The sequence below is a fragment of the Phenylobacterium sp. genome, assembly GCF_035944335.1.
Lineage (GTDB): Bacteria > Pseudomonadota > Alphaproteobacteria > Caulobacterales > Caulobacteraceae > Phenylobacterium.
Genome location: NZ_DASZBG010000040.1, coordinates 1 through 18,821, shown reverse-complemented (window position 1 = coordinate 18,821; position 18,821 = coordinate 1). Strand labels below are relative to the sequence as shown.

General features: G+C 69.6%; 17 protein-coding genes. 11 read left to right on the top strand and 6 right to left on the bottom strand.

Annotated features, from left to right (window positions below; translation table 11 throughout):
* Positions 1-9: 9 nt before the first annotated feature.
* The 4 genes from rplI to alr all read left to right on the top strand — a co-directional run bounded on the left by rplI (position 10) and on the right by alr (position 6,027).
* A complete protein-coding gene (gene rplI, locus VGT80_RS07065; protein ID WP_327454225.1) occupies positions 10-600 on the top strand; it encodes a 50S ribosomal protein L9 in 591 nt (196 codons plus the stop codon).
* A 202-nt stretch (positions 601-802) separates the two neighbouring features.
* A complete protein-coding gene (locus VGT80_RS07060) occupies positions 803-3,229 on the top strand; it encodes a TonB-dependent receptor (RefSeq protein ID WP_327454223.1) in 2,427 nt (808 codons plus the stop codon).
* Positions 3,230-3,405: 176 nt separating this feature from the next.
* Entirely contained in the window at positions 3,406-4,896 is a 1,491-nt protein-coding gene (locus VGT80_RS07055; RefSeq protein ID WP_327454221.1) for a replicative DNA helicase, read from the top strand.
* A 36-nt stretch (positions 4,897-4,932) separates the two neighbouring features.
* Complete coding sequence (gene alr / locus VGT80_RS07050) at positions 4,933-6,027, top strand: alanine racemase (protein ID WP_327454219.1); 1,095 nt, start codon at positions 4,933-4,935, stop codon at positions 6,025-6,027.
* Here alr and VGT80_RS07045 read toward each other — a convergent pair.
* Positions 6,024-6,449: a DUF1801 domain-containing protein gene (locus tag VGT80_RS07045; protein WP_327454217.1), complete on the bottom strand. Its 426-nt coding sequence runs from the start codon at positions 6,447-6,449 to the stop codon at positions 6,024-6,026. The two genes, alr and VGT80_RS07045, sit on opposite strands and share 4 nt — an antisense overlap.
* Before the next feature lie 280 nt (positions 6,450-6,729).
* Between VGT80_RS07045 and VGT80_RS07040 the strand changes: the two genes are divergently transcribed.
* Positions 6,730-7,776, top strand: coding sequence for a hypothetical protein (locus VGT80_RS07040; RefSeq protein WP_327454215.1), 1,047 nt, complete (start codon positions 6,730-6,732; stop codon positions 7,774-7,776).
* 16 nt (positions 7,777-7,792) lie between these two features.
* Here the strand turns inward: VGT80_RS07040 and VGT80_RS07035 are convergent, their stop codons facing one another.
* A complete protein-coding gene (locus VGT80_RS07035) occupies positions 7,793-8,389 on the bottom strand; it encodes a Yip1 family protein (RefSeq protein WP_327454214.1) in 597 nt (198 codons plus the stop codon).
* 186 nt (positions 8,390-8,575) lie between these two features.
* Here VGT80_RS07035 and radA point away from each other — a divergent pair, with 186 nt between their 5' ends.
* The 4 genes from radA to VGT80_RS07015 all read left to right on the top strand — a co-directional run bounded on the left by radA (position 8,576) and on the right by VGT80_RS07015 (position 12,898).
* Entirely contained in the window at positions 8,576-9,943 is a 1,368-nt protein-coding gene (gene radA / locus VGT80_RS07030) for a DNA repair protein RadA (protein WP_327454212.1), read from the top strand.
* A gap of 8 nt (positions 9,944-9,951) precedes the next feature.
* Positions 9,952-10,584, top strand: coding sequence for a CvpA family protein (locus VGT80_RS07025; protein WP_327454210.1), 633 nt, complete (start codon positions 9,952-9,954; stop codon positions 10,582-10,584).
* A complete protein-coding gene (gene purF, locus VGT80_RS07020) occupies positions 10,581-12,071 on the top strand; it encodes an amidophosphoribosyltransferase (RefSeq protein ID WP_327454208.1) in 1,491 nt (496 codons plus the stop codon). The genes VGT80_RS07025 and purF overlap by 4 nt, the downstream gene beginning before the upstream one ends.
* Positions 12,072-12,154: 83 nt before the next feature.
* Positions 12,155-12,898 carry an SDR family NAD(P)-dependent oxidoreductase gene (locus VGT80_RS07015; protein ID WP_327454206.1) on the top strand — a complete coding sequence of 248 codons (744 nt, stop codon included), beginning with the start codon at positions 12,155-12,157 and terminating at the stop codon, positions 12,896-12,898.
* Here VGT80_RS07015 and der read toward each other — a convergent pair.
* From der to VGT80_RS07000, 3 genes are read right to left on the bottom strand one after another with little or no spacing between them, the layout of a single operon-like run.
* Positions 12,849-14,441, bottom strand: coding sequence for a ribosome biogenesis GTPase Der (der, locus tag VGT80_RS07010; RefSeq protein ID WP_327454204.1), 1,593 nt, complete (start codon positions 14,439-14,441; stop codon positions 12,849-12,851). The genes VGT80_RS07015 and der overlap by 50 nt on opposite strands.
* A gap of 21 nt (positions 14,442-14,462) precedes the next feature.
* On the bottom strand, positions 14,463-15,851 hold the full coding sequence (locus VGT80_RS07005) for a PQQ-like beta-propeller repeat protein (protein ID WP_327454202.1): 1,389 nt from the start codon (positions 15,849-15,851) through the stop codon (positions 14,463-14,465).
* Complete coding sequence (locus VGT80_RS07000; protein WP_327454200.1) at positions 15,848-16,612, bottom strand: tetratricopeptide repeat protein; 765 nt, start codon at positions 16,610-16,612, stop codon at positions 15,848-15,850. Before VGT80_RS07000 ends, VGT80_RS07005 begins: the two co-directional genes overlap by 4 nt.
* A 199-nt stretch (positions 16,613-16,811) precedes the next feature.
* On the opposite strand from VGT80_RS07000, the gene VGT80_RS06995 reads away from it, so the two are divergent.
* On the top strand, positions 16,812-17,903 hold the full coding sequence (locus VGT80_RS06995) for a ferritin-like domain-containing protein (protein WP_327454198.1): 1,092 nt from the start codon (positions 16,812-16,814) through the stop codon (positions 17,901-17,903).
* A 62-nt stretch (positions 17,904-17,965) separates the two neighbouring features.
* A complete protein-coding gene (locus VGT80_RS06990; RefSeq protein ID WP_327454196.1) occupies positions 17,966-18,424 on the top strand; it encodes a VOC family protein in 459 nt (152 codons plus the stop codon).
* 49 nt (positions 18,425-18,473) lie between these two features.
* Here the strand turns inward: VGT80_RS06990 and VGT80_RS06985 are convergent, their stop codons facing one another.
* Entirely contained in the window at positions 18,474-18,725 is a 252-nt protein-coding gene (locus tag VGT80_RS06985; protein WP_327454194.1) for a hypothetical protein, read from the bottom strand.
* Between the last annotated feature and the right edge of the window lie 96 nt (positions 18,726-18,821).

Here is an 18,821-nt window from a genome sequence, read left to right as displayed (position 1 = left end):
GCGCTTAGGATGAAAGTCATTCTGCTCGAACGGGTCGAAGGCTGGGGCGCGCTCGGCGACGTCGTCAACGTCAAGGACGGCTACGCCCGCAACTTCCTGCTGCCGCGCCAGAAGGCGCTGCGCGCCAATGCGGCCAACCTGAAGGTCTTCGAAGGCCAACGGGTCGAGATCGAGGCCCGCAACACCCAGGCCCGCGACGCCGCGGCCAAGGCCGGCGAGAAGCTCGACGGCACGTCGTACGTCCTGATCCGCCAGGCGGGCGAGAGCGGCCAGCTCTACGGCTCCGTCTCGGGCCGCGACGTGGCCGACGCGGTCAACGCCGAGGGCGGCAAGGTCGAGCGCTCGATGGTCGTGCTGGACAAGCCGATCAAGACGCTGGGCCTGCACCAGGTGAAGGTGCGTCTGCACGCCGAAGTGCCGATCACCGTGACCCTCAACATCGCCCGCAGCCCCGACGAAGCCGAGCGCCAGGCGCGCGGCGAGGACGTGGTCAACGCCCAGTTCGAGGAAGATCGCATCGCCTCCGATCAGGCGGCCGCCGATCTGCTCGAAGGCGGCGCCGGCCAGATCGCCTCGGAGTTCACCGACGCCGAGGCGTAACAGGCCCGCGTCCGGCGTGACGCCGGGCCGGGACAGATGGTCACAGCCAAGCTGATGCGACGGCGCGGGAGACCCCTTCCGCGCCGTTTTGCATGCCTTGTTGCAGAATTGTCATTACGCCCGACCCCGGCGCGACTTAGCTAGACAGATAATCATTGATCAGGTTCCCAGCGAGGAACCTTCACCGGGGGTTTTTCACAGAATGAATTCGCGCGTCCTGTTGTTCGCCGCGGCGTCCGCCGCTGCGCTGGTTTCCACCCATGCCTTCGCCCAGGCCGCACCGGCCGCGGCCGCCCAGGTCGAGGAGCTGGTGGTCACTGGCTCGCGCGCCGACCCCCGCTCGCGGCTTGAATCGCTGTCGCCGGTCGACGTCGTCAACGCCACCGCCCTGCAGCGGCAGGGCACCACCGAGCTCGGCGCGGCTCTGGCGGTCACCGTGCCCTCCATCGACTTCCCCCGCCCCTCCAACACCGACGGCACCGACGCCATCCGCCCGGCCACCCTGCGCGGCCAGGGCCCGGACCAGACCCTGGTGCTGCTGAACGGCGCGCGGGCCCACACCTCGGCGCTGGTGAACCTCAACGGCTCGGTGGGCCGCGGCTCGGCGGCCGTCGACCTCAACACCATCCCGACGGTCTCCATCGACCACATCGAAGTGCTGCGCGACGGCGCCTCGGCGCTCTACGGCTCCGACGCCATCGCCGGCGTGATCGCCATCAAGCTGCGCGAGGCCGACCACGGCGGCGGCGCATCGGCGACCTATGGTCAGTACCAGACGAGCTTCGATGGCTTCGTCGGCGGCAAGCGCAGCCTGCATGACGGGGCGACCAAGACGATCGACGCCTGGCAGGGCTTCCAGCTCGGCTCCGACGGCTTCCTGACGGTGTCGGGCGAATACCTCGACCGCGGCCACACCAACCGCTCCGACGTCGACCCGCGCTTCAACCTCGGCGTCACCTCCCGCTTCGGCGACGGCGATGTTCACCAGGAGACCGCCTTCCTGAACGCCGGCAAGCCGCTGGGCGAAGGCTGGGAGATCTATGGCTGGGCCGGCGGCCAGAAGCGCCACACCGAGACCGCGGCCACCTTCCGCGCGCCCAACGATGCGGTGAAGAACATCGCCTCGGTCTATCCGAACGGCTTCGTGCCGCACATCTCCAGCCACTCCGACGACTACACCCTGGGCTCGGCCCTGAAGGGTGAGATCGCCGGCTGGAAAGCGAACTTCAGCGTCGACGACGGCTGGAACAAGATCCGCTACGACACCATCGACACGCTCAACGCCTCGCTCGGCCCGACGTCGCCGCACCAGTTCTACGCGGGCAAGATGATCTACAGCCAGGTGGTCGGCAACGCCGACTTCAGCCGCGATTTCGACGTCGGCATGGCCGGCCCGCTGAACGTGGCGTTCGGCGCCGAGGCCCGCCAGGAGCGCTACAAGATCGGCGCGGGCGAGGCCAACTCCTACATCCGCGGCCCGTTCACGACGCTGGGCATCGGCGCCCAGGGCTTCCCGGGCTTCCTGCCTGACAACGTGGTCGACAAGAGCCGCACCAACGAGGGCGCCTACCTGGCCCTGGAAGGCAAGGTCCTCGAGCCGCTCACCCTGTCGGGCGCGCTGCGCGAGGAGCACTATTCCGACTTCGGCAACAACACCTCCGGCAAGGTCTCCTTCCGCTATGAGGTGACCCCGTTCCTGGCCTTCCGCGGCTCGGCCGAATCCGGCTTCCGGGCGCCCAGCCTGCAGCAGGAATATTTCACCTCCACGGCCAGCCTGTTCGTCAACAACGTGCAGTTCGACACCGGCACCTTCCCCTCCACCAGCCCGACGGGCCTGGCGCTGGGCGGCAAGCCTCTGAAGCCGGAGAAGTCCAAGAACTATTCGCTGGGCGCGGTCTTCCACATGTCCGGCGTCGAGCTGACCGTCGACGGCTACGAGATCGACGTGAAGGACCGGATCGTGCTGTCCGAGACCCTGACCGGCAGCGCCAGCGCCGCGCCGGGCACGAACGCGCGGGTGATCGCCGACCTGCTGGCGCCGTTCGGCGCGACGGCGGCCCGCTTCTTCCTGAACGGCGTCGACACCAAGACCCGCGGCGTCGACGTTGTGGCCACCTACCGTCTGCCGACCCAGCCCTGGGGCAGCCTCAACCTGACCGCCTCGGGCAACATCAACGACTTCGAGGTCACCAAGACGCCGGCCACTCAACAGACCGTGCTTCCGATCCCGGTGTCGCTGTTCGCGCGCCAGGCGGTGTACCGCTTCGAGCGCGGCACGCCGAAGTACAAGGCGACCCTGCAGGGCGACTGGTCGCTGGACGACTGGGGCGCGACGGGCCGGGTCACCTACTACGGAGACGTCCTGGCGCCCGGCACCACCAACGACGGCCTGAACGACATCCACACCGGCGCCCACGCCGTCGTCGACCTGGAAGCCCGCTACAGCTTCCCGCACGGCGTGCAACTGGCGGTCGGGGCGGACAACCTGTTCGACGAATATCCCGACCAGATCCCGGTGAGCCGTAACGGCGTGCTGCTCGACTCCACCGGCGCGGCGCCCTGGAGCTCGTTCTCGCCGTTCGGCTTCAACGGCCGCTTCGTCTACGGCCGCCTGAGCGTGACCTGGTAGGGTCGTTCACGACCTAACTCGGCGACCTACGGCGCGGGAGCGATCCCGCGCCGTTTTCGTCTGTGACGCGAGTGTGGTCCAGCTTGTCCACAGGGGCGTGATTTTGTGTGTGGACAGGTCGGCGCAGGGCCGCATGTCGCAGTGGAGCGGGCGCATCCTTTGTTTATCGATAGGCCATGGCGATCATTCCGGCCCTCGACCTTCGGGCCCCTTCCAACGATGTCGATATCCCCCACGCCCCGTCCAATGTGGAGGCCGAGCAGGCGCTGCTGGGCGCCCTGCTCTACGACAACGCCGCCTTCGAGCGGCTGGGCGACAACCTGCAGGGCCGCCACTTCTACGAGCCGTTCCACCAGCGGCTCTACGACGCCATCGAGAGCCATATCCGCAAGGGCCAGCTGGCCGAGCCGATCCTGCTGGCCGAACAGTTCGCCCGCGACCCGGCGTTCGAGGAGTTGGGCGGCGTCCGCTACCTGGCCGACCTGGTCGACCGCGCGCCGCCGGCCGCCAATGCGCCGGACTATGCCCGCGCCGTCTATGACCTGGCGCTGCGCCGCGACCTGATCCGCATCGGCGGCGAGATCTCGACTCTGGCCTCCACCGGCGATGCCGAGCTTTCGGCCAAGGACCAGATCGAACAGGCGGAGGCCCAGCTCTACGAGCTCGCCGAGACCGGCGGGGTCAGTTCCGGCTTCGTCACCTTCGCCCAGGCGCTGCACGGCGCGGTGACCATGGCCGCCGAGGCGCACAGCCGCGACGGCGGCCTGGCGGGGCTGTCGACCGGCCTGATCGACCTCGACCAGAAGATCGGCGGCCTGCACCCCTCCGACCTGATCATCATCGCCGCCCGCCCCTCGATGGGGAAATCCTCGCTGGCGGTGAACGTCGGCTTCGACATCGCCCGCAACTATGCCTGGGAGCCGCAGCCGGACGGCTCGAAGAAGACCGTGCGTGGCGGGGTGGTGGCCTTCTTCTCGCTGGAAATGAGCGCCGACCAGCTGGCCATGCGCATGCTGGCCGAGGTGTCGGGCGTGTCGGGCGACCGGCTGCGCAAGGGGGAGATCGACGCCAGCGAGTTCGGCCGGGTGCGCGATGCGGCGCTGGAGATCCAGGACGCGCCCTTCTACATCGACGACACCGGCGGCATCACGCTGGCCAAGCTCGCCGCCCGCGCCCGCCGGCTGAAGCGCTCGGTGGGTCTCGACTGCCTGATCATCGACTACCTGCAGCTGATCACCATGGGCGGCTCCTCGCGCAACGACAACCGCGTGCAGGAGGTCAGCGCCATCACCATGGGCCTGAAGGCCTTGGCAAAGGAGCTGTCGATCCCGGTGATCGCGCTCTCGCAGCTCTCGCGCCAAGTGGAGAACCGCGAAGACAAAAAACCCCAGCTCGCCGACCTGCGGGAATCCGGCTCGATCGAGCAGGACGCCGACATGGTCATGTTCATCTACCGCGAGAGCTACTATCTGAGCCGCGCCGAGCCCCGCGAGGGCACGGAGGAGCACTTCAAGTGGCAGGAACAGATGGACCTGGTGAAGGGCATGGCCGAGATCATCATCGGCAAGCAACGCCACGGCCCGATCGGCACGGTGCGGCTGTCGTTCAACGAGGACATCACCAAGTTCGGCAACCTGGCCCATTCCGGTCGCTACGACCCGCGCTGACCCCGGCCCGGAACGCCTTGGCAGGCGGCGCTGAGCATGGCTGAGCCCGCGCTGGCGCGCCTGACCGTCGATCTCGACGCGCTGGCCCACAACTTCCAGGTCCTGAAGGACGCAGCCGGCGGGGCCGAGGTCGCCCCGGTGGTGAAGGCCGACGGCTATGGCCTGGGGGTCGGGCCGGTGGCGCGCCGGCTGTGGGCCGAGGGCGCGCGGACGTTCTTCGTCGCAGGGCTGGCGGAGGGCGAGGCGCTGCGGGCGGCGCTGGGGCCCGGCCGGGCGGCGACGATCATCGTGCTGGACGGCTTTGGGACCGGCGCGGGGCCGAGGCTCAACGCCGCGGCGCTGACGCCGGCCCTGATGAGCCTGCCGCAGATCGCGGCCGCGAGCGCCTGGGCGAGCGGGTCTGGGCGGCCGTGGAAGGTGGCGCTGCACGTGGACACCGGCATGAACCGCCAGGGCCTGCCGCCCGAGGAAGCGACCGCGCTGCTGCAGCGCCGCGACCGGCTGCAGGGGCTGAACATCGAGCTCTTGATGAGCCACCTGGGCTCGGCGACGACCCCCAATGATCCCCGCAATTCCAGCCAGTTGGCGCGCTTTGCTGAGATTCGAGATGGGTTCCCGCAGGCCCGCGCCAGCCTGGCGGCCTCGGCCGGAATCTTCCTCGGTCCCGGCTACCGATTCGACCAGGTGCGGCCGGGCATCAGCCTCTACGGCGGCGGGCCGCAGGAGCGGCCGGACGCGCGGCTGAAGGCGGTGGCTGCGCTGACCGCCCCGATCCTCGACATCCGCAACCTCAGGCCCGGAGACATCGTGGGCTATGGGTCGGGCGTGCGCCTGGACCGCCCTGCCCGCGTGGCCGTGGTCGCGGCCGGCTATGCGGACGGCCTGATCCGCAGCGCCCGGGCCGGCGGCTACGCCTGGCTGGACGGCGCGCGGCGTCCCCTGCTGGTGGTCAATATGGACCTCACGGTGGTGGAGATCGGCGACGCCAAGGCGAGCGTGGGCGATGCGGTCGAGCTGCTGGGGCCGAACGCAATGCTGGACGACCTAGCCGAGGCCGCCGGCACTGTGGCGCACGAGGTGCTGGTGCGGGTCAGCCGCCGTGCAGAGCGGGTCTATCTGGGCGAGGCCTAGGGCGCCGCGCCGATGTGGCTGGCGACCATGGCTTCGAGCACGTCGATGTCGATATCGGCGATGCGCCTGAACTTGACGCAATAGCCGGTGACCTTGGCCTTGCCCAACCTGTCGCCATAGGTTTCGGAGAGGTACGTCTTGTCCTCGAGACCCATGACGTAGACGGAGAACCCGGTCGTATTGGCGCTGAGGCCGATCCGATAGAAGTCCCGGGTCTCGCCGTCGGCATAGGCGATGGTCTGCGATCCGTAGCCGATGTTCGGATTGGAAACGATCTTGCCGTCTTCGTTCCGGCCGTCGAGGAACCACAGCTCGCAGCTCGGCGATGTCTTGCGTATCCGCCGGTGCAGTTCCTGCATGTCCTCGCGCTTTGCCGGAACCTGCTCGGAAATGTAGCGGTCGATCTGCTCTTGCACGTTCACTTCGAGAGTCTCCGCATCGTCTGGGCCGCCCCTTCGGCCGGGTCCCTTGGCGTCTCATCGGAACGACGAACGAGCTTGTCGGACGCCGACATCGTTGGCCGCTTGGGCCGACAGCGAGCGCACGAAACCCGCCGCGAGGCGCAGCACGATGGCGCGAGGTATGAGCCGCCGCGCTCCAGGTCTTGCGGCTGGATCGGCGATCGTTGACGTCGGCGGAAACAGCGGTCTCTACTTCGGAAAGCATTCAGGACACGGGGCGGAATCGATGGCTTGCCGAAACATGGTCTTGGGCGCCGTCGCCGGCGCCCTCGCAATCTGCGGCGGCGCCGCAAGCGCGGCCGACTACAGGGCCCCGCGGACCGCCTTCGGCCAGCCCGATCTGGGCGGTTTCTGGTCCAGCGCGACGCTCACCCCGATGACCCGCGACCGGAGGCTGGGCGATCGGCTGGTGCTGACGCCCGGTGAGGTCGAGGCGCTCGAGAAGGACGAGGCTTCGCAGATCGTGGCGGGAAACCGAAGCACCGACCCCAACGCCCCGGTCAATGCGCCGAACGGCCTTGAGCTGAAGCCGTCGTTCGCCGCCGCCGGCGGCGACGTGGGCGGCTACAACCGCGGCTGGCTCGACCCCGGCCACACCGTGATGCGGGTCGCAGGCCAGCCGCGCAGCTCGCTGCTGATCACCAAGGACGGCCAGGTCCCGCAGCGCAAAAACGGCACGAGCGCGCCGGTGAACGAGTACGGGGGCGAGGGAAGCCGCGGCCCCCTGGGCTCGTTCGACAATGTCGAGGAGCGACCGCTCGGCGAGCGCTGCATCGCCTTCGGACGCAACGTCGGGCCGCCGATGCTGCCCAACGGCTTCTACAACAACGACTATTACATCGTGCAGACGCCGGGCGCCGTCGTCATCGAGGTCGAGATGGTCCACGACGTCCGGATCGTGCCCCTGAACGCCAAGCACCGGACGGACGGCCTTCGCCCGTGGGCCGGCGACTCCATCGGATGGTGGGAGGGCGACACCCTGGTGGTCGAGACGACCAACTTCCCGCAGGCGCAGGCCTTCAATGGCTCGTGGAAGTCCCTCAAGATCACCGAACGCTTCACGCGCACCGCGAAGGATCGGCTGCGATACCGATTCACGGTCAGCGATCCGGAGACCTGGAGCGAGCCGTGGAGCGGCGAGTACGAGTTCTCCCCGCTGCATGGCGTGATCTACGAATACGCCTGCCACGAGGGAAACTACTCGCTGCCGGGCATTCTCGCCGGCGGCCTCAAGGCCCAGCAAACCCCCGCCGCCGCGGCCGTCGCCGCCAAGGCGCCGGGGAGCTGACGGGGTCCGACCCCAGCTAGCGCACGACGCCGCCGGCCAGGCGCAGGAGCAGGCCGAGCAGCAGGGCCGCCACGAGCACGCAGGCGAAATAGGTGAGCGCCCGGTCGTGGGAGACCCGCATCATCGGCGCCAGGCCGAGATGGAGCGCATAGAGGCTGTAGAGGCCGCCCAGGAGGCCGAGCGGGAAGCCAAGCGGCGGGTAGAGGTCGAAGAGGCCGGAGAGCCACAGGGCCGTGCCGGCGAAGGTCACGAGCTTCAAGGCCTGGACGCGGGCGCCGACGCCGCCGAAGGCCGGGGCGAGGACGGCGATGGTGAGCGCCAGCACATAGACGGCCACCAGGCTGAGGCCGTAGCTGACGACCGCATGCTCCAGGGTCGGCAGCAGGGTCATCTTCAGGGTGATGCGCGCGATGCCCCCGCCGAACACCAGCAAGCCCGCCGCGCCGCAGACCGGGCCCACGGCGGCGAGGGGGACGACGTAGCCGCGATAGAGCTCCGCGGCGCCGAACGGCTGATCGGCCAGCGCGTCCAGGGTCTCGCCGGGGCGAACCAGCATGCCGAAGACCTGCGCCATGGGCGTGGCGTGTCTCGACGATGGCTCGGCGGCGCTCATCCGCACTCCCTGAACAGCATATTCCCCGCCGCGACCCTATCTTACGGGGCCGGCGCGGCAAGGAGCCGCGCCTATAGGCACGAGACCTGGGCGGCAAGGAGCCGCGCCGTCGGACCTCGACTTGGGCGGCAAGCCGCGGGGCCCCCAGTCGGCTAGACTTGGCCGCGTCACGAATCAGGAGAGCCCATGGCCCGCGACGGCGCCGCCTACGTCTGCCAGTCCTGCGGCTCGGTCCAGACCAAATGGTCGGGCCAGTGCCCGGCCTGCGCGGCGTGGAACAGCCTGGTCGAGGAGATCCAGAGCCGACCGCCCGGCGCGCTGGCGCCCAGCAAGACGAGCCGCGGGCGGGGCCTGGCCTTCGAGGGCCTGCAGGACGCCACGCCCGCGCCGCCGCGCATCGCCACGGGCGTCGAGGAGTTCGACCGGGTCTGCGGCGGCGGCGTCGTGCCCGGCTCGGCGATCCTCTTGGGCGGCGATCCGGGGGTCGGCAAGTCGACCTTGCTGCTGCAGGTGGCGGCGCAGGCGGCGCTGCGGGGGGCGGCCTGCGCCTACATCTCCGGCGAGGAGGCCATCGAGCAGGTGCGCAGCCGCGCCCAGCGCATGGGCCTGGCCGACGCCCCGGTGAAGCTCGCGGCGGAGACCTCGCTGCGCGAGATCCTCGATGGGCTGAAGCGCGACCATTTCGACCTGGTGGTGATCGATTCCATCCAGACCATGTGGAGCGACGCCCATGAGGCGGCGCCGGGCTCGGTCACCCAGGTGAGGGCGGCGGCGGGGGAGCTGGTCCGGCTCGCCAAGAAGCGCGGCGTGGCGGTGATCCTGGTGGGCCACGTGACCAAGGAGGGCACGATCGCCGGACCCCGGGTGATCGAGCACATGGTCGATGCGGTGCTCGCCTTCGAGGGCGAGCGCGGCTATCCGTTCCGCATCCTGCGCGGGGCAAAGAACCGCTTCGGCGCCACCGACGAGATCGGCGTCTTCGAGATGGGAGACGTGGGCCTGACGGAGGTGAAGAACCCCTCGGCCCTGTTCCTCAACACCGCCGGCGAGCGGGCGGCCGGCGCGGCGGTGTTCGCCGGCATCGAGGGCTCGCGCCCGGTGCTGGTGGAATTCCAGGCGCTGGTGGCGCCGTCGGCCTACGGCACGCCCAGGCGCGCGGTGGTGGGCTGGGACAACGGACGCCTGGCCATGGTGCTCGCCGTATTGGAGGCGCGTTGCGGCCTTAGTCTTGGCGACCGCGACGTCTATCTGAACGTCGCCGGCGGTTTGCGCATCAGCGAACCGGCCGCCGATCTCGCCGCGGCCGCGGCGCTCGTGTCATCGGCACTGGATGAAGCCCTGCCCCAGGATTGCGTCGTATTCGGCGAGATCAGCCTTTCCGGAGAAGTCCGGCCCGTCAGCCGCATGGATGCGCGGCTGAAGGAGGCCGCCAAGCTCGGCTTCAAGAAGGCGCTGGCGCCCGACGGGCTCGAGGGCGGCGGCGGCATGGCGGTGAGCGGCGCCCATCGGCTGACCGATGCGCTGCGCCGCATCCGCGATGTGGACTGGGCATGATCGTGGGCATGAGCGGGGTGACCCAGTTCGACCTGATCGTGGTGGTGCTGCTGGCGCTTTCGGCGGGCATCGGCTTCGCGCGCGGCGCGATCCGCGAGGTGGCGGCGATGGTCGCCCTGGTGGCCGCCGCGGTGCTGACCATCTACGGCCTGCCGCACACCGCGCCCTTCGCACAGCATTTCATCCACACCCGCTGGCTGGCGGCCGCCGCCGCGCTGGTGGGCGTGTTTCTGATCGTCTATGGCGCCCTGCGGCTGACGGGCGCGGTCCTGGCCCGGCAGGTCCAGAAGACCCGGGTGCTGGGCACGCTGGACCGCACCATGGGCCTGGCCATCGGCGTGGCGCGCGGCCTGGTGGTGCTGGGCGGCCTCTATCTGATGTTCAACGCCGCGACGCCGCAGGACCTGCGCCCGCACTGGATCACCGGCGCGATGAGCTGGCCGGTGGCCAAGGCCATGGGCGACCTGGATGCGGCGCTGGCGCCCAAGGGGCTGGACCTGGCGGGCCGGCTGAAGCCGGCCTTCGACCGAAGCTTCAAGGACGGGGCCGTGGGGCGCGGCTCAGGTGACAGAAATGCTGCAACCGGCTACGACCCCGGCCAACGCGGCGAGATCGACGATCTGGTGGAGAAATCCCGATGACCAAGGCGCACGACCGATGGTCCCCGCCCGTTCGTGATCCGCTCGACGATACGCTGCGCCTGGAATGCGGCGTGTTCGGCGTGTTCGACACCGACGAGGCGGCCGCGATCACGGCGCTCGGGCTGCACGCCCTGCAGCACCGCGGCCAGGAAGCCTGCGGCATCGCCTGTTTCGACGGCCAGCGGTTCCACACCGAGCGGCACATGGGCCATGTGGGCGACGCCTTCGGCGGCGGCGACCTGATGGCGCGCCTACCGGGCCGCTCGGCCATCGGCCACACCCGCTATTCCACCGCCGGCGGCTCGTTCATCCGCAATGTGCAGCCGATGTTCGCGGACCTGGAGAGCGGCGGCATCGCGCTCGCCCACAACGGCAACCTGACCAATTTCCTGACGCTGCGCGAACAGCTGGTCGCCGACGGGGCGATCTTCCAGTCGACCTCGGACTCGGAAGTGATCCTGCATCTCGTGGCGCGCAGCCGGAAGGGCAAGATCGTCGAGCGGTTCATCGACGCGCTCACCATGATCGAGGGCGGCTATGCGCTGGTGGCGATCACCAACAAGAAGCTGATCGGGGTGCGCGACCCTCTGGGCATCCGGCCGCTGGTGCTGGGCGACCTGGACGGCAAGCCGGTGCTGGCCTCGGAGACCTGCGCGCTGGACATGATCGGGGCCACCTTCGTGCGCGACGTGGAGCACGGCGAGATGGTGGTGATCGACCACAAGGGCGTGCGGTCGATGAAGCCCTTCCCGGCCAAGCGCGCCCGGCCCTGCATCTTCGAATATGTCTATTTCGCCCGGCCGGACTCGGTGGTGAACGGCAAGTCGGTCTACGAGGTGCGCAAGCGCATGGGCCGCCGGCTGGCGCAGGAGACCGGCGTCGCGGTGGACGTGGTGGTGCCGGTGCCCGATAGCGGCGTGCCGGCGGCGCTGGGCTACGCCCAGGCGGCGGGCCTGCCCTATGAGCTGGGCATCATCCGCAACCACTATGTGGGCCGCACCTTCATCCAGCCGACGCAGGGCGCGCGCGAGGCCGGAGTGCGCATGAAGCTGTCGCCGAACCGCTCGGTGCTGGCCGGCAAGCGGGTGCTGCTGGTGGACGATTCCATTGTGCGCGGCACCAACTCCATGCGGGTCGTCAGGATGGTGCGCGAGGCCGGCGCCACGGAAGTGCACCTGCGCTCGGCCTCGCCGCCGCTGATGTGGCCGGACTTCTACGGCATCGACATGCCCGACCGCGAGAAGCTGCTGGCCGCCAACCACACGGTCGATGAGATCGCCAAGATCCTCAACGTCGATTCCATGGGCTATCTGTCGGTCGAGGGGCTCTACTGGGCCATGGAGGCCGGCGAGCGCGATCCCGTCGAGCCGCAGTTCACCGACCACTATTTCACCGGCGACTATCCCACCCGCCTGCTGGACCGGGAGATCGCCGAGGGCCGCAACGAGGCCGTGGAGCGCCAGCTCTCGTTCCTGGTCGACGCCTAGCCGCAGACTTTTCCCGTCGCGCATCCTCATCGCCGAAGCGATTCCACTTTGGCGGGATGCGCGCGGCCGCTAGGAAGCGCGCCATGTCGCTTCCGCTCGCCGAAAAGATCGCCCTCGTCACCGGCGCCAGCCGCGGCATCGGCCGCGCCGCCGCCCTCGCCCTCGCCGAGGCCGGCGCCCACGTGATCGCCGTCGCCCGCACCCAGGGCGGGCTCGAAGAGCTGGACGACGAGATCCGGCGCGTCAGCGGCCAGTCGGCGACCCTCGTGCCGCTGGACATCGCCGAGGGCGACGGGCTGGACCAGCTGGGGCTCGCGCTGCACCAGCGGTTCGGCCGGCTGGACATCCTGACACACGCCGCCGCGATCCTGGGGCCCACCACGCCGGTCAGCCACATCGAGCCGAAGCATTGGGACCGGGTGGTGGCGGTGAACATCACGGCGAGCTATCGGCTGATCCGCGCGATGGAGCCGCTGCTGCGCGCCTCGGAGGCGGCCAGGGTCATCTTCCTGACCTCGGGCGTCGCGGCCCATCCGCGGGCCTTCATGGGCCCCTACGGCGTCAGCAAGGCGGCGCTGGAGAACATGGTGCGCACCTGGGCCGACGAACTGGAGCAGACGAGGGTCCGCGCCGCGCTGTTGAGCCCGGGGCCCATGCGGACCGCGATGCGCGCCGAGGCCTTCCCCGGCGAGGATCCGCAGACCCTGCCCGATCCGGCCGAGATCGGGCCGCTGATCGTCGAACTGGCGCAGGCCAGGGACCTGGGGCTGCCGAGCGCTACCGTGGCCTTCGCGGACTGGAAGGCCGCGAGGCGCGCTTCGGCTTGACGCCGGCGCGGTTGAGCTTGGCGGTGCGGCCGCGGGGATTGCCGGGCTTGGCCTTGGCGCCCTGGGGCTTGGCCTTTCCGTAGGGCTTGGGCTTGGCCGCCGCGCCCGCCTTGGCCTTGGCGGCGGCGGCGCTGCGGGTCTTGGCCTTCAGGCCGGTGGTGGGCAGGCCGAAGGGCGCGCGGGCCGAGCCCTGGCCGGCCTTCTCCTCGCCCTCGGCGTAGGGGTTCTTGTTGGACTTCACCGTCACCCGGATCGGGATGCCCGGCAGGTCGAAGCTCTCGCGCAGCGAATTGATCAGATAGCGGCGATAGCTCTCCGGCAGCTGGTCGGCGCGGCTGGCGAACAGCACGAAGGTCGGCGGGCGGGCCTTGGTCTGCGCCATGTACTTGGGCTTGATCCGGCGGCCGGCCACGGCGGGCGGCGGGTGGCGCTGGATGGCCATGGCCAGCCAGTCGTTGAGGTCGCGGGTCTTCACCTTGGTCGACCAGTCGTGGTGCACCTTGGCGACGGCGGGCATCAGCCGGTCGAGCCCCCGCCCCGTCTCGGCGGACAGCGCGACGATCGGCGTGCCGCGCAGCTGCGGCAGCTGGCGCTGCGCCTCCTCGACGATCTCGGCGAGGCGCGCCTGCGGATCGGCGATCAGGTCCCACTTCGCCAGGACGAAGACGAGACCCCTGCCCTCCCGCTCGACCAGGTCGGCGATCTGCAGGTCCTGGATCTCGAAGGGGTGGGTGGCGTCCATCACCAGGATCACGATCTCGGCGAAGGTGATCGCGCGGATGGTGTCCTGGGTCGAGAGCTTCTCCAGCTTTTCGTGGACCTTGGCCTTGCGTCGCAAGCCGGCGGTGTCGACCAGCCGGACCTTGCGGCCGTCCCAGGTCCAGTCGACGGGGATGGCGTCGCGGGTGATGCCGGCTTCCGGGCCGGTGAGCAGCCGGTCCTCGCCGATCAGCCGGTTGACCAGGGTGGACTTGCCGGCGTTGGGACGGCCGACGATGGCGATGCGGATCGGCTTGTCCTCATCGTCGCCGTCATCGGCGTCGGCCGCGTCATAGGCGATTGCGGCGATGGCGGCATAGAGGTCGGCCATGCCCTCGCCGTGCTCGGCGGAGATCGGGATCGGTTCGCCGAGGCCCAGGCTGAAGGCTTCCAGGGTTCCGTCGTCGCCGGCCTTGCCCTCGGCCTTGTTGGCGGCGACCAGCACGGGCTTGCCGCTGCGGCGCAGGATCTCGGCGAACACCTGGTCGAGGGGCGTGACCCCCTCGCGCGCGTCGATCATGAACAGCGCCACGTCGCCGTCGTCGATGGCCTTCTCGGTCTGGATGCGCATGCGCGCTTCGAGGCTCTCGTCGGTGGCGTCCTCGAAGCCGGCGGTGTCGATCAGCTCCAGGTCGATGTCGCCCAGCCGGCCCGTGCCGAAACGCCGGTCGCGGGTGACGCCAGGCCGGTCGTCGACGATGGCCAGCTTGCGGCCGGCCAGCCGGTTGAACAGCGTCGATTTGCCGACGTTCGGACGGCCGACGATCGCGAGTTTCAGCGCCATGTCGTCAGCCCAGCGTCGCGCTTAACGCAGCGCGATCAGTTCGGCGTTGTCGGTCAGGACGTAGACGGTGTCGCCGGCGGCCACCGGGCCGATCAGGGCCGGCGCGCCGAGGTCGACGCGCTTTTCCACGGCGCCGGTCTTGGCGTTGAGCGCCACCAGCTGCCCCGACGAGCCGACCAGCAGCAGGCGGTTGTTGGAGAGCAGCGGGCTCGACCAGATCGGCTTCAGCACCTTGGAGCCGCCGATCCCGAGGAAGCCGCCGCGCCGCTGGGCGACGTAGCCCTTACCGAGGTCGACGATCCAGTAGATCTGGCCGGTCTCGCGCGAGACGCAGATCACCTGGCCGGTCTTGGAGACCACATAGACCACGTCGCCGGCCGGCAGCGGAGCGGCGATGCCCACCACCGGCAGCGTCCAGCGCGCCTGGCCGGTGCGCAGGTCGGTCGCGGCGAAGACGCCGGAGTGGCTGACCGCATAGACGTCGCCGCGATAGATCACGGGACGGCCGGGGATGTCGCGGATCTCCGACAGCGACGAGGTGCGGCTGGCGCGCGACAGGGCCTCGTCCCAGAGGTCGTTGCCGTTGGCGACGCGCAGGGCGATGAGCTCGCCCGAGCCGAAGGACGCAACCACGGTGTCGCCGGACACCGCCGGGCTGGAGGCGCCCAGGATGCGGGCCGATTCGGACAGGGCCTGGTAGCTCCAGCCGGGCGCGCCGGTGGCGGCGTCGAAGGTCAGCATGGAGTTGTCCAGCGCCACGGTCATGACCCGGCCCTCCGCCACGGTCGGGGCGGCGTGGATCGGTTCTTCCGTGCGAGTGCGCCACAAGACCTTGCCCGTGGCGGCGTCGACGGCGGCCACGAAGCGGTAGCCGGAGGTCACGTAGAGCTTGCCATCGGCAAAGGCGACGCCGCCGCCGAAGGATTCACGGTCGCGGCGGTTGTCGTTGGGCCGCAGGTTGGCGCGCCAGACCTCGGCGCCCGTGCGGGCGTCGTGGGCGGAGACGCCGGCCTCGGCGTCCATGGTGTAGATGCGGCCCGCCGCGATCACCGGCGTGGCCATGACGTGGATGGCCCGGTTCGAGCCCTGGCCGATGTTGCGCCGCCAGGCGACGGTCAGGTTGGCGCCGGCGTCGACGTTCTCCACCGACTGCTCAGGCGTGCCGCCCGGAAGCGGCCAATCCGCCTGGGTGGTGACCGGCGGCAGGGCGAAGTCGACGCCCTTCAGCGCTTCGGCGGGCTCCAGCACCTCGTCGGACTGGATGATCGAGATCCGCTGACCTTCGGTGGCGGTCTCTTTCGGGCCGCCCGAGCCCTTGAACGGATTGAGCCGGCTGATCGTCGAACAGCCGGACGCGCCGAGGGCGGCGGCCAGGAGCACGGCGAGGATGAGGTGGCGACGCGACGTCATTGCGGACCCGGGGCTTGCGGTTGCGGCGGGGTGTTGGGGGTGACCTGGCCGGGGGCCAGCATCACGGGCGGCGGCAGGGCGGCGGCCGCCCTGGCCACGGCCGGCACCGCCTTGGCCGAGCCGGAGTCGATGAGGTCCATGGCGGCCTTGGCCCGTTCGCGCACGCCTTCGTTGGCGTCCAGCGACTGGCTGATAACCACGAATTCGCCCCGCGCGCCCTTTTCGTCGCCGGCCATCAGCTTGGCGAAGCCCAAGGCTTCGCGCGCCTGGATGCGGTAGGGATGGCCATCCTGCATGAGCGGGGTCAAACGCGCCTCCAGATCCTTCTCCGGCGCGGTGTCGAGGAGCGCGAAGGCGGATTTGAGGCGGGCGGCGTCGCCGACCACAGCGTCCGGCGCGGCGTCGGCCGCCTCGTCGAACAGCTTCACGGCGTCGGGGGTCTTGCGGTCGGCCAGCTTCAGGCCGCCGAGCTGCATCAGCGCCAGCGACTTGTAGGCGGCCGACGGCGACTTCGCGACCTGGGTCCACAGCGTCAGCGCCTGGTCCCGATGTCCGTTGCTCATGGCCTCCAGCGCCGCGCCATATTGCTCCGAGGCCTTCGCCGACTGCTGGTCGCGGTACTTCTGCCAGCCCCAGACGCCGAACACGGCGATGAGGATCACGGCCGCGGCGCCCAGCACCCACGGGAAAGCCTTCACAATAAGCGTACGGTATCGCTCGGAGCGAAGCTGCTCCTCGACCTCTTCGAATAGATCGGACAATCGGGACTCCGGATGGTCGCGGGCGCGTCGCGCGCAGAGGCCGGGAACCTATAGCGCGCCGAGGTCCCTCGCAACGCCTGCGGCGGCCGCGCGCGCCAGCCGGCGGATAACGGCAAATGACGGCTCGGAAGACTTGGCATAACGTCGTGCCGCAGAGCGCGCGCAGACGCGTCCGGAAACCTTCAGGGAGGCCCAGCCCATGCCGGCCATCACCGATCTCTACGCCATCCCGACCGAAGGCTCGGTCTGGGCCGTGCCGCAGACCTTCGACGCCCGCTTCAACTGGGACTACGACGACGGCCGCGAGACCATGATGCAGCTCTACCGCCGCGGCGTGGAGATGCAGTGGAACGCCGAGACCCGCATCGACTGGACCCAGGAGCTCGACGAGGAGAACCCCGAGCAATTGCCCGAGGAGATGCTGCCGATCTCCGGCATGGCGACCTATGAGAAGATGTCGGCCAAGGAGAAGGCCCGCGTCCGCCGCCACTTCCAGGCCTGGCAGATCAGCCAGTTCATGCAGGGCGAGCAGGGCGCGCTGATCTGCGCCGCCAAGATCGTGACCCAGGTTCCCGACGCGGACTCCAAGTTCTACGCCGCCACCCAGGTGATCGACGAAGCCCGCCACGTGGAGAGCTACAAGCGCCTCTTGGAGAAGTTCGGCGTCGCCTATCCCATGACCCCGCCGCTCAAGGAGCTGATCGACCAGGTGCTGCGCGACGACCGCTGGGACATGACCTACCTGGGCATGCAGGTGGTGATCGAGGGCCTGGCGCTGGCCGCCTTCCAGCAGATCCGCGACAACGCCCAGAACCCGCTGGCCGCGGCGGTGAACGCCTATGTCATGCAGGACGAGAGCCGGCACGTGGCCTTCGGGCGCCTGGCGCTGCGCGACTACTATCCGCAGCTGACCCAGCATGAGCGCGACGAGCGCGAGGAGTTCCTGCTGGAGGCCTGCTACCTGATGCGCGACCGCTTCGACGCGGTGGAGGTCTGGAAGACGCTGGGCCTCGATCCGGCCGAATGCGCCGCGCACATGTACGATTCCGGCTTCATGCAGAAGTTCCGCGGCAGCCTGTTCACCCGCATCGTGCCGATCGTGAAGGACATCGGCCTGTGGGGCGACACCATCCGCAAGGGCTATGGCGAGATGGGCATCCTGGAATATGCCGAAACCGACGTGCAGGCGCTGCAGGCGGCGGACGAGACCATCGCCCGCGACTTCGACGCGCGCCGGTCCTACGTGGAGAGCGTGATGGCCCGGGCGGGGACGCTGGAGCCCGCCGAGTAGGCGCCTGCCCAGGCGTGGCCCCACAAGGGCCTGAACGGACCCGTGAACGGAGAGGACACAGGATGACGACGCACGACAAAGGCGTCGGGTGGCTGGCCTTAGCCGTGGCGCTTGCCCTTTGCCCCACGGCGATCCACGCCCAGACCGTCGGGCGGATCACCGGCGTCGGAGGCATCTTCCTCAAGAGCAAAGACCCCAAGGCCTTGGCCCGCTGGTATCGCGATGTGCTCGGCATCCCCCTCGAACGCTGGGGCGGGGCCACGCTCAGGTACGACGCGCCCGGACACCCGCCGGTTCTGGTTTGGAACGCCCTTCCCAGCACCACCGACTACATGGGCCCATCGACGCGCGAGTTCATGATCGACTTCGCCGTCGATGACCTGGACGCCTACCTCGCCCGCTTGCGGGAGAAGGGCGTGAACGTGCTCAAGCGCGACGACGCCGGTCCGACCGGGAAGTTCGCCTGGATCCTTGATCCTGACGGCACCAAGATCGAGCTGTGGCAACCCAGGGCCAAGTGACGCGCACCGGGGGACGGCGCTGAACGCAGGGCGCGCGGCGCGGAACCGGTCAGAGGGGGGTCCAGTACGCCTTCATCTCCACCCAATCCCAAACGCCGATTTTCGAGCCGTCTTCGAGCACGGTCACACAGGCAAGCCTGGGTCGCTCTTCCCGAACAAGCTGTTCCAGCGCCTCCCGCGACGCCGCCTTGGCCTGCTCGAAGGTGTCTGCGGCGAGCTCGGCCTCCCACTCCCATTGGTCGGTCAGGAAGGCGAGTGAATAGCCCTTCGGCCGTGGGTCGGTGGGAGGGACGTCGCTCACCAGCTCTTCCTGGCGGTTGAAGCGCGCGTTGTCGATGGGGGCTCGAAACCGGTCCGCAAGGACGGCCGCGCCCTAGCCCGCCTTGGCGAAATAGAT